The sequence below is a fragment of the Rufibacter sp. XAAS-G3-1 genome (assembly GCF_013623775.1).
In the GTDB taxonomy this organism is placed as follows: Bacteria; Bacteroidota; Bacteroidia; order Cytophagales; family Hymenobacteraceae; genus Nibribacter.
Genome location: NZ_JABFAM010000003.1, coordinates 160,696 through 177,093, shown reverse-complemented (window position 1 = coordinate 177,093; position 16,398 = coordinate 160,696). Strand labels below are relative to the sequence as shown.

Sequence of the window (16,398 nt, the reverse complement as noted above, 5' to 3'; positions counted from 1 at the left end):
TAAATGTCTACAATTGCTATAATGCAGCCTTATTTCTTTCCATATATTGGCTACTTCAGTTTGATAAAACATACTGACAAATTCGTGATTTTTGACCCAGTCCAATATATTAAGAAAGGCTGGATCAACCGGAACCGAGTATTAAAGCCCGGCGAAGGCTGGCAGTATATAATTGCCCCTGTGCAATCTCATGAGTTTAATGCTTTGATTAAGGATATCCAAGTGGTTGAAGGAGATGAATGGAAAACCAAAATTATCCGGCAGTTAGATCATTATAAAAAACGGTCTCCGTTTTATAAAGAGACTATACAGGTATTGGAAGAATGTTTCCAATATAAGGAAACTTCTATCACAAAAATCAATACATTTTATTTAAATAAGATTTGTCAGCACTTGGAAATAGAATTTGATAACGAAATCTATTCAGAAATGGACTTAGATGTGGCAAATCAAGTAAATGCTTCAGATGAATGGGCTTTGCGTATCTCAGAAGCAATGAGGGCAACCACTTATATTAATCCGCCAGGCGGAATGTCTTTTTTCGATAAAAGTAAGTATGACTTAGCGGGTATTAAATTAGAATTTATGACATCCAAGCTTGGATTATATAATCAGAAGCGTCCAGGGTTTGAAGCTGGATTGTCTATTATAGATGTTATGATGTTTAACGATGTGCCCACCATAAACGTAATGCTTGACCAGTATGAACTCTCCTGAACCAATAGGTGGGTATTTTGGGTTTGAATTTAAAAGAAGGGGGCTCTATTATCCCGATTTATTGGCATTAAATTCAGGCCGGAACGCATTAGAATATATATTGCTGGCTCGTGAATATAAAAAAGTATATATTCCTTATTTTACCTGTGATGTTATGCTTGAGCCTTTGCTTAAGCATAACATCAGCTATGAATTTTACTCAGTAAACGAGAAATTAGAAATAGATAAACTGCCACTTCTGCAGGAATCTGAAGCATTGCTGTATACTAATTATTTTGGACTCAAATCTCTTTATGCTGAAAGTTTAAAGCAAAAGATAAATAGGCTAATTTTAGATAATGCACAAGCTTTCTTTTCCCATCCTTTGCAGCAAGTTGACACTATTTACTCTCCAAGGAAATTCTTTGGTTTGCCAGATGGTGCTTACCTTGCTTCTGAAGCAAGATTAGGAACAACTTTTGATAAGGATGCTAATTCTGTGGAGAGATGCAGTCATTTGCTTTTGCGCCTAGACATAGGAGCCGAAGGCGGCTATGCTGCTTTTCAAAAGAACGACTCTTCACTAATTGGTCAGCCTATCCAATTGATGTCGGAGCTAACTACAAATTTATTATCAGGGATTGATTATGAATGGGTACGGGAGAGAAGGAACCAAAATTTTTTATTTCTGCATGATAAACTTCAGGTGTACAACGAGTTTAAATGGATCAAATCAAGTGATGTAAACGGTCCGATGGTTTATCCATTTTACTTTTATGATCCTGGTATAAGGCAGAAATTGATTGATGATAAAATCTTTATAGCCACGTACTGGTCAAATGTTTTCAATTGGGCTGCTGAAAATTCGATTGAGTACAATGCGGCAACATATTTATTGCCTCTCCCCATCGATCAGCGGTATAATAGACAAGATATGGAAAGGATTGTTTATAAGATTAAGGAGCTACTGTGAGTATTTATATCCGTCCTTTACAAGAAGCAGATGCTTTAACTTCCTATAAATGGAGGAATGATCCTGCTATTTGGCAGTTTACCGGGACACGTCCAGACCGGGAAATAACTCCAGATATAGAGCAAGAATGGATCAAAACGGTTCTTGTTCGTGACAATGAAAAACGGTTTGCTATCTGTATCTCTGGTACAAATGAATATATAGGAAATGTGCAAATAACTAACATAAATAGTTATGATGCTGAATTTCATATCTTTATTGGGGAGAAAAAATACTGGAGAGGGGGCTATGGTTCTGCTGCAACAAATTTATTAGTAAACATAGCTTTCAAAGAGTTAGGTCTTCAATGTATTTACTTATATGTAAAAAAAGATAATATTGGAGCTGTCAAAGCATATGAGAGAGCAAAGTTCTATAAATTGCTCGATTTAGATAATGGTTTTATTAAGATGGCCACTTATGTAATTGATATAAAACCAAAAAAAATAAGCGTATTTATGATAGCTTTTAATCATCAGAGATACATAGCTCAGGCATTAGATAGTATCTTGATGCAAAAGGTTAATTTTGATTACGAGATTGTAGTTGGAGAGGATTATTCAACTGATGATACAAGAAACATTATTTTAGATTATCAAAGGAGATACCCTGATAGATTTAAGTTGTTGCTTCATTCCGAAAATTTAGGAGCGAGTCAAAACCAAATACAAACATTGCGAGCTTGCAAAGGTGATTATATTGCTATGCTTGAAGGAGATGATTACTGGATAGATCCATTTAAGTTGCAAAAACAAGTAGATTATTTAGAAGCAAATCCTGGTTTTGTAATTACTTGTCATTCTAATTATAATTTACTTCCGAATAAAAAGTTGGAATTAAGTAAAAGGATAATAAGTAATGATGAGCTAAGTATTGTAGATCTGTCAAAAGGAACTTTTATATCTACCTTAAGCGTGGTTTTTAGAAATCACATAATCTTAGAATTTCCCCATTGGTTTTATAATTCGCCTGTCGGAGATTACCCTCTATTTATGCTTCTAGCAAGGTATGGGGATATTAAATATTTTTCAGAACCAATGGGCGTTTATAGGATACATACTGGGGGGGTATGGTCTAACACAAATCTATTGACAAATATAAGTAGATGGATTATTTTACTTGATAACTTATTAACTGAAGATTTTGAAGATGATGTAAAAAGAAATTTAATAGATCAGCGGTTGTTGAATATTAATGAACTTTTAATCCATTATGTAAAATTTTCTTTTTGGGAGGAGTTTTCAAACTTGTTAAACAAATATTCTAAAGACTACCCAAATCTTAAAGATGATTGGCTCTTTTTGAAGTTACCCGAAGTTATAAGTGGTAAAGGCGAAAATGCTTATTCTACAATTAAAGAATGTTTTAATCAGGCTTTAATTAATATTAAACAATTTATAAGACGTTAGTGTAAAATACTAAATTATAAGTTGATCCACCTAGAGTTTTAGATCCAAGAGTAAATCTTTTTTTTTAGAGGATAAGAACTATATATTCTTTAAACAGAAATAATATAGCGGATATATGATTTTCCAGTAGGGTAAACTAGGGGCAGGTATTTTGTTAATAATATTCAAGAAGTGAGTATTGTACATTAAATAGCTTTAATATAGTTGTAGATGGCGGAATTGAGAACAAGTAATCAAACATTAGATGGTCGCAATTGTTAATTCATGGAATTTAGTATTAAATTTGGACTTAAACAATTGATATGAAGAAAATGACAAACTTCTAATCGTTTCAGGGCTTTTGAATATCTAATATAAGAAATACATTTTTAATGACGTTGCCTAGAAAAAACATCTGTATCATTGGCGGGGGAGGCTTTATGGGTTCTGCCTTTAGGAGCTATTTGTCATTAAATGCTTATAATATTTTTACGATTGGACGATCCTTAAACATATCATTATTCCCAAACGAAGAATATTTTTCTGTTGCTGAATACTCTTTCAAACATTTGGAAGAATTGCTAGCTGGTAAAAGATTTGTTGCAATTGTAGATTTTGCCTATACCTCTGTGCCAAATACAAGCTTTGATGATCCAATTAAAGATTTTTCAGATAACCTGTATAATGTTATAAGGCACTTGGACTTTGCCCGTGTTATAAAAGCTGCAAGATTTGTTTATATATCATCAGGGGGAACCGTTTATGGAGAGTCTAACTCTAAGCCTTTTTCTGAAGATGCTCCTAATTTCCCTCTATCGCCTTATGGGGTCACAAAACTAGCCTGTGAACGGTATGTTTACATGTACAACCGCTTACATAACTTGCCCACTTTAATTGTTAGGCCTTCAAATATATACGGCCCTGGTCAAAAGCCGTTCAGAGGACAAGGGTTGGTTGCCACTGCTCTAGGATTAGCCGTCAAGGGTGAACCTATTCATGTCTTTGGCAATGGTTCGCATGTTCGGGATTATCTGTATGTAGATGATTTTTCCAAAGCATTGATAAATGTCATAGATCAAGGGGAGCCAGGAAAAATATACAACATAGGTTCTGGATTGGGGGTATCCATTCTAGATATAGTAAATCAGATTAACCGGGTTTTAAAAGAAGATAACACGGAGTTGTCAGTGTTGTCGCTTCCTGAACGGCCATTTGATGTGCACTTCAATGTGTTGGATATAAAAGAAATAAGTCAGCTGAATGGTTGGCAACCAGAAGTAACATTACACACCGGTATTGAAAATACTTGGAAATGGATCAAAGAATATCTGAAACAACACCGTTAGTAAGTGTGATTATGTGTGCCTATAATGGCTTGCCATACATCAAAGAAGCCGTGCAATGTATTATAGACCAAACCTACACTAAGTGGGAATTAATCATAAGTGACGACGGCTCCAATGATGGTACAAGAGAATGGCTGAAATCATTGCAGGATACCAGAATTAGGCTATTCCTTCAAGATAAGAACCTGGGTTACGTCGCTAATAAAAATTTTGCCCATCAACAAGCGCAAGGAGAGTATATTACTCAGTTGGATAATGATGATCTGTGTACAGTAGACAGGTTGGAACAACAGATTGCCATAGTCAGGCAGCAGCCAGATATAAAATTAGTCGCTACAGGATATCATAGAATAAATAATGAGGGCAAAATTTATAGTACGGAGCAGGAAGCCGGTGATCTTATTATAAATGAGTTTCCTGGAACCTACCCTTTTTGGTTCCCATCTTTGTTAGTCCATAGAGATGTATTTGCTGACATAGGATATTTTGACACTTATTTTTCCGGGCTGATGGGAGATGATATTTACTGGACTTTTAGAGCTAACGAGAAGTATCCTATATATTTTATAAAAGACCCTCTTTACGTTTACCGGAATAATCCAAACTCTATTACTAATGTATATGATAATAAGCGTAAATTAATCATAATAAAAGTAATTGATGAGTTGTTCCACCAAAGAAAAGAGAATAGAACTGATTGGTTGCAAGAAGGGAAATTAGATGCCATACAAGCTTTTGAAAACCAGCTGTTGGATAATAAATTATTTATGGCCGAACAATACAGGATTTGGGCAGCAAAAGCAATTGATAAAAATAACTGGGATTTATCTATAAAGTTATTAAAGCTATCTTTTAGTACCAACCCTTTTAATTTGAGTTGGTATCGCACTTTTAGTTATTATTTAAGGCAAATGGTTATGCCTAGAAATAAATATTCCTAATAATCACTTTTTTTAATAAACTGACTAAAGGTGCTGGCAATGAAAGTTTTATTAATATCTGATACCTTACATGCTGGAGGGGCAGAAACCTTTGTGTTGCGTTTAGCAACTAAACTGAAGGAATTTGGTATTGCAGCTGAAATTCTATCTCTTAATCCTGATGTTGAAGATAAAGCTTTAATTAGCCGGTTTCCTAATGTTATTATCCATAGGGTCTTTATAAAAGGTTTGCGATGGATAAAAAGGTTAGATAGATTATTAAGAATAGTGGGGATAGATTTTTCCTTACAGTACCAACTTACTAAAAAACAAATTCTTGAAAAGCATCTTCACTATGATGTGTATCACACGCATTTATTTCCAGTGGATCTGCTTCTTTCCAAAATTAAGGAATTGTATCCAAAAATTGTCCTTATATCAACCTTGCATGGTGATTATAATGAGTTTGAGGAACTTTGGCAGAATAGTAAGGCTCATAAAAAACTTAACTGGCCTGTTAAAGTGAATTTACTCAAAGAAAAGATAGATGCCTGGGTGTATATTTCACAACAGCAATATGAATTATTTAGTAAGGGATATTTGCTTCCAGATTATAAATTAGTCCAGATTTATAATGGATATGAGTCAGATATAATGCCCCTTTCACGTCAGAGAGTGCATGGTAAAAATGAATTAACCTTTATTATGGTTGCTAGGGGTATTCAGCCAAAAGGATGGGAATATTTAATAAAGGCATTCAATAGATTACCAGGCAATCATAAGTTAGTTCTTGTAGGGAAGGGTGACTTTCTTGAGAATTTGAGTAATGTGTATAGTGAGAATAGAAGAATAGAGTTTATAGGTTTTCATCCTAATCCAGTAGAGTTAATCAATGAAGCCGATGTTTTTGTTTTCCCTAGCGTTTATAAAGCTGAATCACTTCCTACGGTTATAATAGAGGCTTTGTACTGCGGATTGCCTGTTATTAGTACAAGAATTGGAGAAGTTTCGGAGATGCTCAAAGGAAATGAGGCGGGTGAGCTTGCTGGAATCTTGATTGAACAGGATGATCAAACAATTATTGATGACTTAGTAGAGGCAATGAGCCTTTATGTTCATGATATTGGAGTATGGCAGTATCATGCTAGTTTGACACGTCATGCTTTTGAAAAGTTTAACATGAAGTCTTGTGCCAAACGGTATATAAATTTATATGAAGCTCACCTCGTGAGTGATATTGGTTGATTTTTCTTGTCTAAGCGTTTTGTTGTTATTCTAATGAATTGTTAATGCTTGCACCTGATTCATTAATAATTATTTTATAGGTATAATAAGGGATTATATTCTATATTTTAGAATAAATTGTAATCTCTATTGTTAGGAATTTAATAGTATACTTTAGTATAATATTTTTGTTGTGTTTAATACTGTCTATTGTGATGAAAGTTTTTTTGATTAATTTAGATCGTTCTCCAGATCGGCTTCACTTTATGAAGCAGCAATTAGATAGTTTAAATCTGCCCTTTGAACGGATATCTGCCGTAGATGGTAAGAATTTAGATATGGGTAAATTAACCGAGTTCGCAGATCCATCAAGGGTTGAGGAGTGGAAAGATCTGTTAACTCCTAATGCTATCGCTTGTTCTTTGTCCCATCATCAGATATACAAGAAGATGGTAGAAGAAGATATTGAGATGGCTCTTATATTAGAAGATGATGTTGTGCTTGATGCCAATTTCCCTTTTGTGTTAGATCAGATTGAAAAAAATGGCTTAAATAATACTGATGTTTTTTTGGTCTATTTTCATGGCGATAAGAAATTGTTTAGTGATAATAGGGTAATTAGTATTAATGATAAGCATAAGTTCTACGCAGCTAAGTCGGTTTGGGGAGCATATGCTGCAGGAGGGTATATCATAAGAAAGGATGTAGCTAAGAAGCTATCTGAGTTTGTTTTTCCAGTAAAATTTACTGCTGACAGTTGGGGGGTTTTTCACAGGGATGGAGCCATCAATGGTCTATGGGCGTTATTGCCTTTATTAACATCGTCCGCCAATTTTGGTAGTGATATTGGATATACTAAAATTAGTGGTTTAATTAGATATATTGAAAAAATGCCTTTTTCTCCTTTTCGTAAAATTCTTAATTTTATCAAGAAAAGACTTAAGAAGAAGTCTCTAGCTTACGAAATTGTTCCAGAAGATCCAGAATGGTAGTGAATAATAAAAACCCTTTTATTATTTATTTTACAGGAGTTCTGTATGTATTCACTGGATCTTTAGAAGATTACCAGTTGCGATATTTTCTAATGAAAGTAGTAAAGCAAGGAGTAGTTTCATTCCTCAAAACACATGGTTGATAATAAAAAGAGGAATATTCTCCTGATCATCCCGGCTTTGGGGTTCGGGGGGGCCGAGCGGGCGTTCTACTACATGAGCCGGGAGCTGGGGCGGCACTTCAACGTGGTGGAGTGCGTCTTCAACCGGGAGGAAGAGGTGGTCTTCTCCTCGGGCAATGAGCTCATCAGCCTGGACGTGCCCGGCGGCGGCAACCTCTTCAGCAAGCTCTACTATTTCCTGCTCAGGTGCTGGAAGGTCAGGAAGATCAAGCAGCGGTACCGGATAGACGCCACCGTGAGCCACCTGGAGGGAGCCGACTACGTCAACGTGCTCTCAGGGGGCAAAGGAAGGGTCTATCTGTGCATTCAAGGCTCCAAATCACATGATAAGCATATCAGCGGCTTTGTGGGCTGGATAAGGAAGAAGATACTGATTCCTAGGCTTTATAATTTAGCAGACCGAGTGGTGTGTGTAAGCCAGCAAATAACGGAAGAACTGAAGCATGACTTTGGCATTGATGCCACTAAGTTAGAGGTAATTTATAACGCCTGTGACCTGGAGATGATCGCAGCCTCAATCCAGGAAGAAATAAGGCCTGAGTACAAGAGCATTCTAGCCAATCATAAGGTGATCGTAACCACGGGACGGCTCCATGAGCAGAAATGCCAAGAGCCTTTGCTGGATATTATGGTTGAATTAAAGAATCAGATAAATTGTAAGCTGTTTATCTTAGGCGACGGCCCAAAACGTGATGGGCTTTTAGCAAGGGCAAAAGAACTGAAACTGCGTTTTCACCATCCTTGGGGAAATAGCCCCATTACGGCTGAGTACGATGTTTACTTTCTGGGTTTCCAGAAGAATCCATTCAAATATATTTCCCATGGCACCCTGTTCGTCTTGCCGTCCTCATGGGAAGGATTCTCGCTTGCCCTTGTAGAGGCCATGGCGTGCGGCCTGCCCGTGGTCAGCACCGATTGCCCTACTGGCCCCAGGGAGGCAATCGCGCCGGGCACTGCCAACAACCAGAACCTGTCCCAGGCGGAGAAAGCGGAGTTTGGTTTCCTGATGCCCTTGCTGAACAAGACCGGCGAGGAGCAAGGCGCAAGCGTCAGGGAATGGGCGGCGCTGCTGCAGGCCCTGCTGGCGGATGAGCAGACCCGCGGGGAATACAAGCAAAAGTCCCTGCGGCGGGCCCAGGAGTTTTCGCCCGGTAAAATCTACGGCCAGTGGCTTGAGGTCTTAAATCTTGAAGTTCCTCCAGAAAGAATTTAAGCGTGTAAGTGCTTGTTTAAATTTGAGGTTTGCAGCGCGAAGAAGAAATTTAAACAAGCTCTAAGGACGTGTCTGCCATGGATATAATAAGCATGGATACAGAATACTTTCTATTATTTTGTCCACCTGAAAGGATATTGTGGGAAAAATAGAAAAGCAACTGGATAACCGTAATTACCGTTCGCCACTAAGATCCTTTCAGGTGGACAGAGAGCAGATAGTTTGTATTAATTTAGTCTTGCTACTTGGTAGACGTATAGATGAGTAAGAATAGAAGGAATATTCTCCTGATCATCCCGGCTTTGGGGTTCGGGGGGGCTGAGCGGGCGTTCTACTACATGAGCCGGGAGCTGGGGCGGCACTTCAACGTGGTGGAGTGCGTCTTCAACCGGGAGGAAGAGGTGGTCTTCTCCTCGGGCAATGAGCTCATCAGCCTGGACGTGCCCGGCGGCGGCAACCTCTTCAGCAAGCTCTACTATTTCCTGCTCAGGTGCTGGAAGGTCAGGAAGATCAAGCAGCGGTACCGGATAGACGCCACCGTGAGCCACCTGGAGGGAGCCGACTACGTCAACGTGCTCTCAGGGGGCAAAGGAAGGGTCTATCTGTGCATTCAAGGCTCCAAATCACATGATAAGCATATCAGCGGCTTTGTGGGCTGGATAAGGAAGAAGATACTGATTCCTAGGCTTTATAATTTAGCAGACCGAGTGGTGTGTGTAAGCCAGCAAATAACGGAAGAACTGAAGCATGACTTTGGCATTGATGCCACTAAGTTAGAGGTAATTTATAACGCCTGTGACCTGGAGATGATCGCAGCCTCAATCCAGGAAGAAATAAGGCCTGAGTACAAGAGCATTCTAGCCAATCATAAGGTGATCGTAACCACGGGACGGCTCCATGAGCAGAAATGCCAAGAGCCTTTGCTGGATATTATGGTTGAATTAAAGAATCAGATAAATTGTAAGCTGTTTATCTTAGGCGACGGCCCAAAACGTGATGGGCTTTTAGCAAGGGCAAAAGAACTGAAACTGCGTTTTCACCATCCTTGGGGAAATAGCCCCATTACGGCTGAGTACGATGTTTACTTTCTGGGTTTCCAGAAGAATCCATTCAAATATATTTCCCATGGCACCCTGTTCGTCTTGCCGTCCTCATGGGAAGGATTCTCGCTTGCCCTTGTAGAGGCCATGGCGTGCGGCCTGCCCGTGGTCAGCACCGATTGCCCTACTGGCCCCAGGGAGGCAATCGCGCCGGGCACTGCCAACAACCAGAACCTGTCCCAGGCGGAGAAAGCGGAGTTTGGTTTCCTGATGCCCTTGCTGAACAAGACCGGCGAGGAGCAAGGCGCAAGCGTCAGGGAATGGGCGGCGCTGCTGCAGGCCCTGCTGGCGGATGAGCAGACCCGCGGGGAATACAAGCAAAAGTCCCTGCGGCGGGCCCAGGAGTTTTCGCCCGGTAAAATCTACGGCCAGTGGCTTGAGGTTATTCGCCAAGAGTAAATCCTATAAGATGAATGTTGAATTAGAGTTTAATAATTACACCTATATAATAGCGTAGCTTTGCAACCGGAAGTAGATACTATTCTTATCATTGATAATTCAGTTGCCGTTACGGGAGCTATAAATGCTAGTCTAAATGCCAGTTTTAATCTGAAACGAGATTTTAACTTTATTTATATACTTCCCAAAAATACTGCCGCCGCTAAACTAGTTCAGGAGAAAGGGTTTAAACTATACACCTTACCTCTTATTGAAATTAGCAAGAGGCCCAAAAGTTTGCTTTTATACCTTCCCTATTTATTTATCAACGCTTTAAAAGTAAAGAAGATAGCAAAGCAAAACCAGGTAAGAATTATTCACATGAATGATTTCTATAACTTGACTGGCATCATTGCTAAAATTTTAGGGGCTAGAGTACGTCTAATTACACATGTGCGGTTTATGCCCCAAAGATTTATGCCAGCTTTGTCAAAGGTTTGGTCGGTTCTTAATTTAAATTATGCCGATGAAATTATTTGTGTTTCTGGAGCAGTTAAATCTTACTTCAGGGATTCAGCTAAAATTAGGATTATTCCTGATCCTGTTCCCCAGTTAGAAAAACACGCCGAAAAGGAAGTCAAGGTGGAGACTCGGGAAATTGAATTTTTATATTTAAGTAACTTTATACCCGGGAAGGGTCAAGATTTTGCATTGCAAGCTTTCAGCAGGGCTTATGGGATAAATAAGAATCTCAGGTTGCTGTTTGCCGGAGGTGATATGGGACTAGAAAAGAACAAGCAGTTCAGGCAGCAGTTGGAAGAGAAAATAGCCCGTTTAGGCCTTTCTGGCGTTGTTCGTTTTGAATCCTTTATCACCGATGTGGAGAAAAAAATAAAAGAAGCTGACATTGTCCTCAATTTTTCTGAGTCAGAATCCTTTTCCTTAACCTGCCTAGATGCATTGTTTTATGGTACGCCTCTGATTGCAACAGATTGTGGGGGGCCAGCAGAATTATTCGAAAATGGTATTTCAGGTATTCTGGTGCCGAATAAGAATGTTGATGCCATGGCTGAAGCTATGGTGACCTTAGCTTCAAACTTTGAACTAAGACGTGCATTCTCCCGAAACGGTAAATTGTACGTAAGGCGAAAGTTCAATCCCCAAAATACGTATTTAAATATGGCGGAAGTTTACAAAAGAATAGCCCATTAGGCCATTCAATTGTATGCGGCTACCAAACTTATAAAATAAAGCTTTAAGCTTCAGTAATGCATATTTGGTGAGTTGAGTAGGAAATTTATTTTTTGATTATAGTTACATACTTATGAAAGTTCTTGTTATCAGCTTAGCCCGAGCGATAGAAAGAAGGCAATTTATGGCAAAACAACTTCAGCGGTTAAACCTTGATTTTGAAATCATAGATGCTGTTGATTATCAGAACTTATCTGAAGCTGAATTTAATAATCTGTCAGATCAAGAAGCGGTAAATTCAAATCCTTTTCTGACAAAGGGAGCAATAGCCTGTGCCTTATCACATGTAAAAGTATATCAGAAAATTGTTGATGAAAAATTAGAAAAGGCATTAGTGCTTGAAGATGATGCAATATTGCCTGAGAATATACAAATGTTACTGCACAATATTGAAAATGAAATACTTGAAGATGAAGTGATATCATTGAATTACTATAGCCACCCAAATAAAACTATAGAACTAAGTAAGCATGGTGCCATGCAACTTAATAAAGAAGAGCAATTGGTGTATCCTGTGGACTTGAAACAAGTGGTATCTGCAATGGCTTATGTCATTACACATGATGTAGCAAAGAAAATGAGTGAAAAGCTTTTGCCTATCTCCATACAAGCTGATCATTGGAGCTATCACTTTGACAAAGGCGCTTTTAATTCTTTCAGGTGCTTGTACCCAGTGGTAGTTTATCCTGCCATTTTCAGGAGTACAATAGATTATACTTCTGGTAAATCCATTTTAAGTAAGCTTGCTGCTTTTGTACGGGAGTATAGAGTTCCAATTCTTCTTTCTTATCTCGTACAAAGAAATGATAAGATTCAACAACAAAAATACATATCAGATTTTACTGAGGATAAGCCTTTCTGTCACACATTTTCTAATTAAAGGTAGGTATTCTAGTACAACTTATACGGTACTTGTCGGCTAGTCCTATAGCCGTTACCGTGTGTTTTCACTGGCAACAACTATCTGAAAGGTATTCAAGACGATATTTTTCTTAATGAAGTAATAGGAATAAGGTCATGTGCTCTATTTAAGAATCAGATTGAATAAAACGGGCTTCTCGAAAGTAAAGAGTTAATTAATTATTTTGTTCAGTTTGATAGTGCTTGGGGTATTGCATATATATACCTTTCTATTAGGCGAAGGAAGAAGAGGTAGTTTAAAGTGGTTTTAAGAGTTTGGGTTGGGAAGCAGTATAAGGTCAGCTAGAAAAACCTATGAGTATACTTAAAGTTTAAAGGTTCTTGTTGCGGTGTGCTGGAAATGTTATACTCCTCTTCCTCAAGAGAAGGATAGGTTTAGCAACAGTCTCTATGTAAAAGCTAATGTGCTAACCAGCATGTCCTGCCCTAGTGAGATGAAGTTCAAATGGTATTTCTTATCTTGTAAATTATCGTAGTTGTTTTTTGTTGACTTTATGCAAAGCTAACGTGCTAAAAACAACATGATTTAATTACTGGCATTAAAATTAAGCATGACAATGAAGGCTTTTGTGATTAACCTTGAAAGGGTTGCAGATAGGAAGAGATACATGTCTGAGCAATTGAGTTTGCAGAATATCGAACATGAGTTTATTAGGGCAACTGACTATAAGGAAATTGCTGAAACTGATTTAGACCAACTGTGTGAACCAAATAAATTAAATCAGCCATTTTTCACAAGAGGGGCTTTGGCATGTGCGCTTTCTCATTTAGAAGCTTATAAGCGTATTGTTGAAGAAGGATTGGATGTGGCTTTAGTTTTGGAAGATGATGTTGAGTTAGGTAAAGATTTTAAATTATTACTTGCCAAAGTTGAGAAAGAAATTGGGCAGGATGAGATTATATCGTTTATTTACTTTATGCATAGTGGCCAGCATTCCTTTCTTAGTAATGTAAATAGCAAAAAGATTGATAGCCAATATGGCTTATTTTACCCAGTTGACATTGAAGGTGTTGAGTGTGCTATGGCTTATGTAATCACTAGGAATGTTGCAGAAAAAATGCTAAAGGTTAACTACCCTGTATTTGGGCCTGCAGATTATTGGGGAGGCTTTTATACTAGGAATGCTTTTTCAAGTTTTAGATGCGTATTTCCTTTTCCTGTTGGTGTTGCTCCGTTTAGGACTACAATAGATTACGCAAACTCTAAATCGTTGAAAAGTAAACTCGCAGCTATTGTTCGGAGGTACAAGTTTCCCGCATTATACTCTTACCTTCTTAAACGAGATAAGAAATTACTTGAGCAAAAGTCATTCTCTTTTAGCGATGATCCGCCATTCTTAAAATGATCTGGTCTGTAACTGAGTACTTGAAAAGTAAGGTTTATATTTATTCTACTTTGTTTTAGGTAGATAACTCGTTTTGTAATGAAAGTTATTTTTGTAGTTCCTTATCCTTTGGGAAAGGCACCATCACAACGATTCAGATTTGAACAATATTTACATTATTTAGATGATATAAGTTGGAATTATGAATTTGCCCCTTTCTTAGATGACAAAACATGGGGTATCTTATACAAGCCAGGGCATTCTGGGGCTAAAATCAGAGGTATTTTAAAAGGCTTTTTTAAAAGGTTCCTTTTAGTTTTTTCAACACTAAGTTACGATTTTGTTTTCATTCATCGTGAAGCTACTCCAATAGGACCACCGTGGTTTGAGTGGATTATAGCCAAGGTCTTTAAAAAGAAGATTATATATGATTTTGATGATGCCATCTGGATACCGAATACCTCTGAAGCTAATAAGATAGTGGCGGGTTTAAAATGGCATCATAAAGTTGGACAGATCTGCCAGTGGGCTTATAAAGTGAGTTGTGGTAACACTTTTTTGCAGACGTATGCGAAAGCATATAATGCTAACTCTTTTGTTATTCCTACTACCATAGATACTGTTGGACATCATAATAAGTTAAAAGAGCAGGGTGATGAACCAGTGGTGATAGGTTGGACAGGGACACATTCTACTATGAAGTACCTTGAACCGCTGGTGCCGGTATTAAAAAAGCTTGAGGAAAAGTACTCTTTTATATTTTTGGTGATTTCAAACAAAGAGCCTGATTTCCATCTAAAGTCTTTAGTGTATTTACCTTGGAACAAAGAATCTGAAATTGAAGATTTGTTGAAAATGAATATTGGCGTGATGCCTTTGGTGGATGACCCTTGGGCAAACGGGAAGTGTGCGTTTAAAGCGCTCCAATACATGGCGTTAGGTATACCTGCCGTTGTCTCGCCGGTAGGAATGAATACAGAAGTAGTAGACCATGGTATCAATGGCTTTGTCTGCAATAGTCCCCAACAGTGGTATGCAGCCTTGGAAGAATCTTTGTTAAGCACTAACAAAAGGATTGAATTAGGTGAAGCGGCAAGGAAAAAGATTGAGGGTACTTATGCCGTAACAGCTAATCGCCTTAACTTTTTAGGTCTTTTCAAATGAGCTTGCATCATGTACAAAGCGGCAAGATAGAAAGGCATTAAGGGGATTTTATAGCGAACCAACGTCCCAAAGTTCCCGCTGTTAGTCCCTACTCCAAATGCAAAGACTAAAGAGAAAAGTATACAGAAGGTAAGGATAGGTTTTGAGCTTATTAGTTGTACTGTCTTCCAAAAGCCAGTTCTAAAAATAAGACGGAGCGTTAAGAATATAAACATGCTTGCCTCTAGTGCTGATAATAGCATAATAGGGTTTCTCACTTCCCACAAGAATGGGCGGTACAGTGCCACAATAATGGCTTGTGGGGCTACTGTAAGCATGCTACCTAGGCTTCCGTCAAAAGTACCTATGTTGTAAGCTGAGCCTGAGGTCACGTACTCACTAAGGTACTCGCTATTTATTTTGGTGCGTTCCCCAATTTTCTCAATATCATATCTTTCGTCTCCTGCTGTTAAGGTGGTAGCTCCTATGTAGGCTACTATTAGCCCAAAGACAATGAATATTGGCTTTGCAATGTTACGTATAAGTTTATTTTTGATTCGGTTATTGTTTTCAAGGAATACCCAAAACAGGGCTGGAGGCAAAAAAGAAAGTAAAATATATACTTTGACTGATAAAATTAGGTAGGCTGCTAGTAGGGTAAGAGTTATGGAACTGAATAATTTTTTCTTTTCAATAAAAGACATATAAAACCCATAAAACAACAGGCCTAATGCCCCAATTGTGATGGAGTCCTTCATAAAACCTGATCCCCAGAAAAAAACAGATGGAAGGAAAAAGCAAGGGACGGCTAATTGTTTATGTAAGGAAGGATAAATCTTTAAGAAGGTAGTGTATAAAGCCCAAATACCTATAAAGCTAACGGAAGCAAAGAATAGAGCTATTACGCTGTAGGTATTAAACCCAAGGATACCAAAGAAAGCGCCTATTTTGATAATGATGAATTCAGTTGGAGATTCATACCAATACATTCTAGAGGTGTACTGAATTGTTGAGGGATCATACTCTCCATTAGAAAGCAAGATTTTTATACCAACACCTGGATTGTCATAAAAAGCCTGGGTTGCGATTTTACTACTGTTGAAATAATTAAAAGTGTCACCGCCTCCATAATAGAACTGGTATATTATCCCAAGTGAAAGTGCCCCAACAATTTTTAACGTTAAGGCAGGAATAAAGTACTTCTTAGTGTATTTATTTGTGAATGTAGGCCTAAGCTGGAACGCAATTGCGTAAATAATGATCAGATAAATAGGGGTGAGTAGTAAGTCCTTTAATTCCATTTTTCT

The 16,398-nt window shown here is 38.0% G+C and carries 14 protein-coding genes; 13 read left to right on the top strand and 1 reads right to left on the bottom strand.

What is annotated here, in order from left to right:
* Window positions 1-3: 3 nt before the first annotated feature.
* The 13 genes from HHO50_RS01615 (at window position 4) to HHO50_RS01555 (ending at window position 15,112) form a co-directional block, all read left to right on the top strand.
* Entirely contained in the window at window positions 4-717 is a 714-nt protein-coding gene (locus HHO50_RS01615) for a WbqC family protein (RefSeq protein ID WP_181304261.1), read from the top strand.
* Window positions 704-1,669: a hypothetical protein gene (locus tag HHO50_RS01610; protein WP_181304260.1), complete on the top strand. Its 966-nt coding sequence runs from the start codon at window positions 704-706 to the stop codon at window positions 1,667-1,669. The genes HHO50_RS01615 and HHO50_RS01610 overlap by 14 nt, the downstream gene beginning before the upstream one ends.
* Entirely contained in the window at window positions 1,666-3,117 is a 1,452-nt protein-coding gene (locus tag HHO50_RS01605) for a GNAT family N-acetyltransferase (protein ID WP_181304259.1), read from the top strand. Before HHO50_RS01610 ends, HHO50_RS01605 begins: the two co-directional genes overlap by 4 nt.
* Before the next feature lie 371 nt (window positions 3,118-3,488).
* Window positions 3,489-4,442 carry an NAD-dependent epimerase/dehydratase family protein gene (locus tag HHO50_RS01600; RefSeq protein ID WP_181304258.1) on the top strand — a complete coding sequence of 318 codons (954 nt, stop codon included), beginning with the start codon at window positions 3,489-3,491 and terminating at the stop codon, window positions 4,440-4,442.
* Complete coding sequence (locus HHO50_RS01595) at window positions 4,409-5,383, top strand: glycosyltransferase family A protein (protein ID WP_181304257.1); 975 nt, start codon at window positions 4,409-4,411, stop codon at window positions 5,381-5,383. Before HHO50_RS01600 ends, HHO50_RS01595 begins: the two co-directional genes overlap by 34 nt.
* 39 nt (window positions 5,384-5,422) lie before the next feature.
* A complete protein-coding gene (locus tag HHO50_RS01590) occupies window positions 5,423-6,607 on the top strand; it encodes a glycosyltransferase family 4 protein (protein WP_181304256.1) in 1,185 nt (394 codons plus the stop codon).
* A gap of 194 nt (window positions 6,608-6,801) precedes the next feature.
* A complete protein-coding gene (locus tag HHO50_RS01585; RefSeq protein ID WP_255478559.1) occupies window positions 6,802-7,578 on the top strand; it encodes a glycosyltransferase family 25 protein in 777 nt (258 codons plus the stop codon).
* Window positions 7,579-7,713: 135 nt separating this feature from the next.
* Window positions 7,714-8,973: a glycosyltransferase gene (locus HHO50_RS01580; protein WP_181304254.1), complete on the top strand. Its 1,260-nt coding sequence runs from the start codon at window positions 7,714-7,716 to the stop codon at window positions 8,971-8,973.
* A gap of 260 nt (window positions 8,974-9,233) precedes the next feature.
* Window positions 9,234-10,472: a glycosyltransferase gene (locus HHO50_RS01575; RefSeq protein WP_181304253.1), complete on the top strand. Its 1,239-nt coding sequence runs from the start codon at window positions 9,234-9,236 to the stop codon at window positions 10,470-10,472.
* A 60-nt stretch (window positions 10,473-10,532) separates the two neighbouring features.
* On the top strand, window positions 10,533-11,663 hold the full coding sequence (locus HHO50_RS01570) for a glycosyltransferase family 4 protein (protein WP_181304252.1): 1,131 nt from the start codon (window positions 10,533-10,535) through the stop codon (window positions 11,661-11,663).
* A 112-nt stretch (window positions 11,664-11,775) separates the two neighbouring features.
* Window positions 11,776-12,582, top strand: coding sequence for a glycosyltransferase family 25 protein (locus tag HHO50_RS01565; RefSeq protein WP_181304251.1), 807 nt, complete (start codon window positions 11,776-11,778; stop codon window positions 12,580-12,582).
* A 598-nt stretch (window positions 12,583-13,180) separates the two neighbouring features.
* Window positions 13,181-13,969 carry a glycosyltransferase family 25 protein gene (locus tag HHO50_RS01560; RefSeq protein ID WP_181304250.1) on the top strand — a complete coding sequence of 263 codons (789 nt, stop codon included), beginning with the start codon at window positions 13,181-13,183 and terminating at the stop codon, window positions 13,967-13,969.
* Between the two features lie 78 nt (window positions 13,970-14,047).
* The gene (locus tag HHO50_RS01555; RefSeq protein WP_181304249.1) at window positions 14,048-15,112 is read left to right on the top strand and encodes a glycosyltransferase family 4 protein; all 1,065 of its coding nucleotides are present in this window, start codon (window positions 14,048-14,050) and stop codon (window positions 15,110-15,112) included.
* Here the strand turns inward: HHO50_RS01555 and HHO50_RS01550 are convergent.
* Entirely contained in the window at window positions 15,064-16,392 is a 1,329-nt protein-coding gene (locus HHO50_RS01550) for a hypothetical protein (RefSeq protein ID WP_181304248.1), read from the bottom strand. The two genes, HHO50_RS01555 and HHO50_RS01550, sit on opposite strands and share 49 nt — an antisense overlap.
* Window positions 16,393-16,398 lie beyond the last annotated feature (6 nt).

Excerpts from the sequence above, each read along its gene's own strand:
- HHO50_RS01615 (WP_181304261.1), top strand. The coding sequence starts at position 4 with ATGTCTACAATTGCTATAATGCAGCCTTATTTCTTTCCATATATTGGC.
- HHO50_RS01610 (WP_181304260.1), top strand. The coding sequence starts at position 704 with ATGAACTCTCCTGAACCAATAGGTGGGTATTTTGGGTTTGAATTTAAA.
- HHO50_RS01600 (WP_181304258.1), top strand. The coding sequence starts at position 3,489 with ATGACGTTGCCTAGAAAAAACATCTGTATCATTGGCGGGGGAGGCTTT.
- HHO50_RS01595 (WP_181304257.1), top strand. The coding sequence starts at position 4,409 with ATGGATCAAAGAATATCTGAAACAACACCGTTAGTAAGTGTGATTATG.
- HHO50_RS01590 (WP_181304256.1), top strand. The coding sequence starts at position 5,423 with ATGAAAGTTTTATTAATATCTGATACCTTACATGCTGGAGGGGCAGAA.
- HHO50_RS01585 (WP_255478559.1), top strand. The coding sequence starts at position 6,802 with ATGAAAGTTTTTTTGATTAATTTAGATCGTTCTCCAGATCGGCTTCAC.
- HHO50_RS01580 (WP_181304254.1), top strand. The coding sequence starts at position 7,714 with ATGGTTGATAATAAAAAGAGGAATATTCTCCTGATCATCCCGGCTTTG.
- HHO50_RS01575 (WP_181304253.1), top strand. The coding sequence starts at position 9,234 with ATGAGTAAGAATAGAAGGAATATTCTCCTGATCATCCCGGCTTTGGGG.
- HHO50_RS01565 (WP_181304251.1), top strand. The coding sequence starts at position 11,776 with ATGAAAGTTCTTGTTATCAGCTTAGCCCGAGCGATAGAAAGAAGGCAA.
- HHO50_RS01560 (WP_181304250.1), top strand. The coding sequence starts at position 13,181 with ATGAAGGCTTTTGTGATTAACCTTGAAAGGGTTGCAGATAGGAAGAGA.
- HHO50_RS01555 (WP_181304249.1), top strand. The coding sequence starts at position 14,048 with ATGAAAGTTATTTTTGTAGTTCCTTATCCTTTGGGAAAGGCACCATCA.
- HHO50_RS01550 (WP_181304248.1), bottom strand. The coding sequence starts at position 16,392 with ATGGAATTAAAGGACTTACTACTCACCCCTATTTATCTGATCATTATT.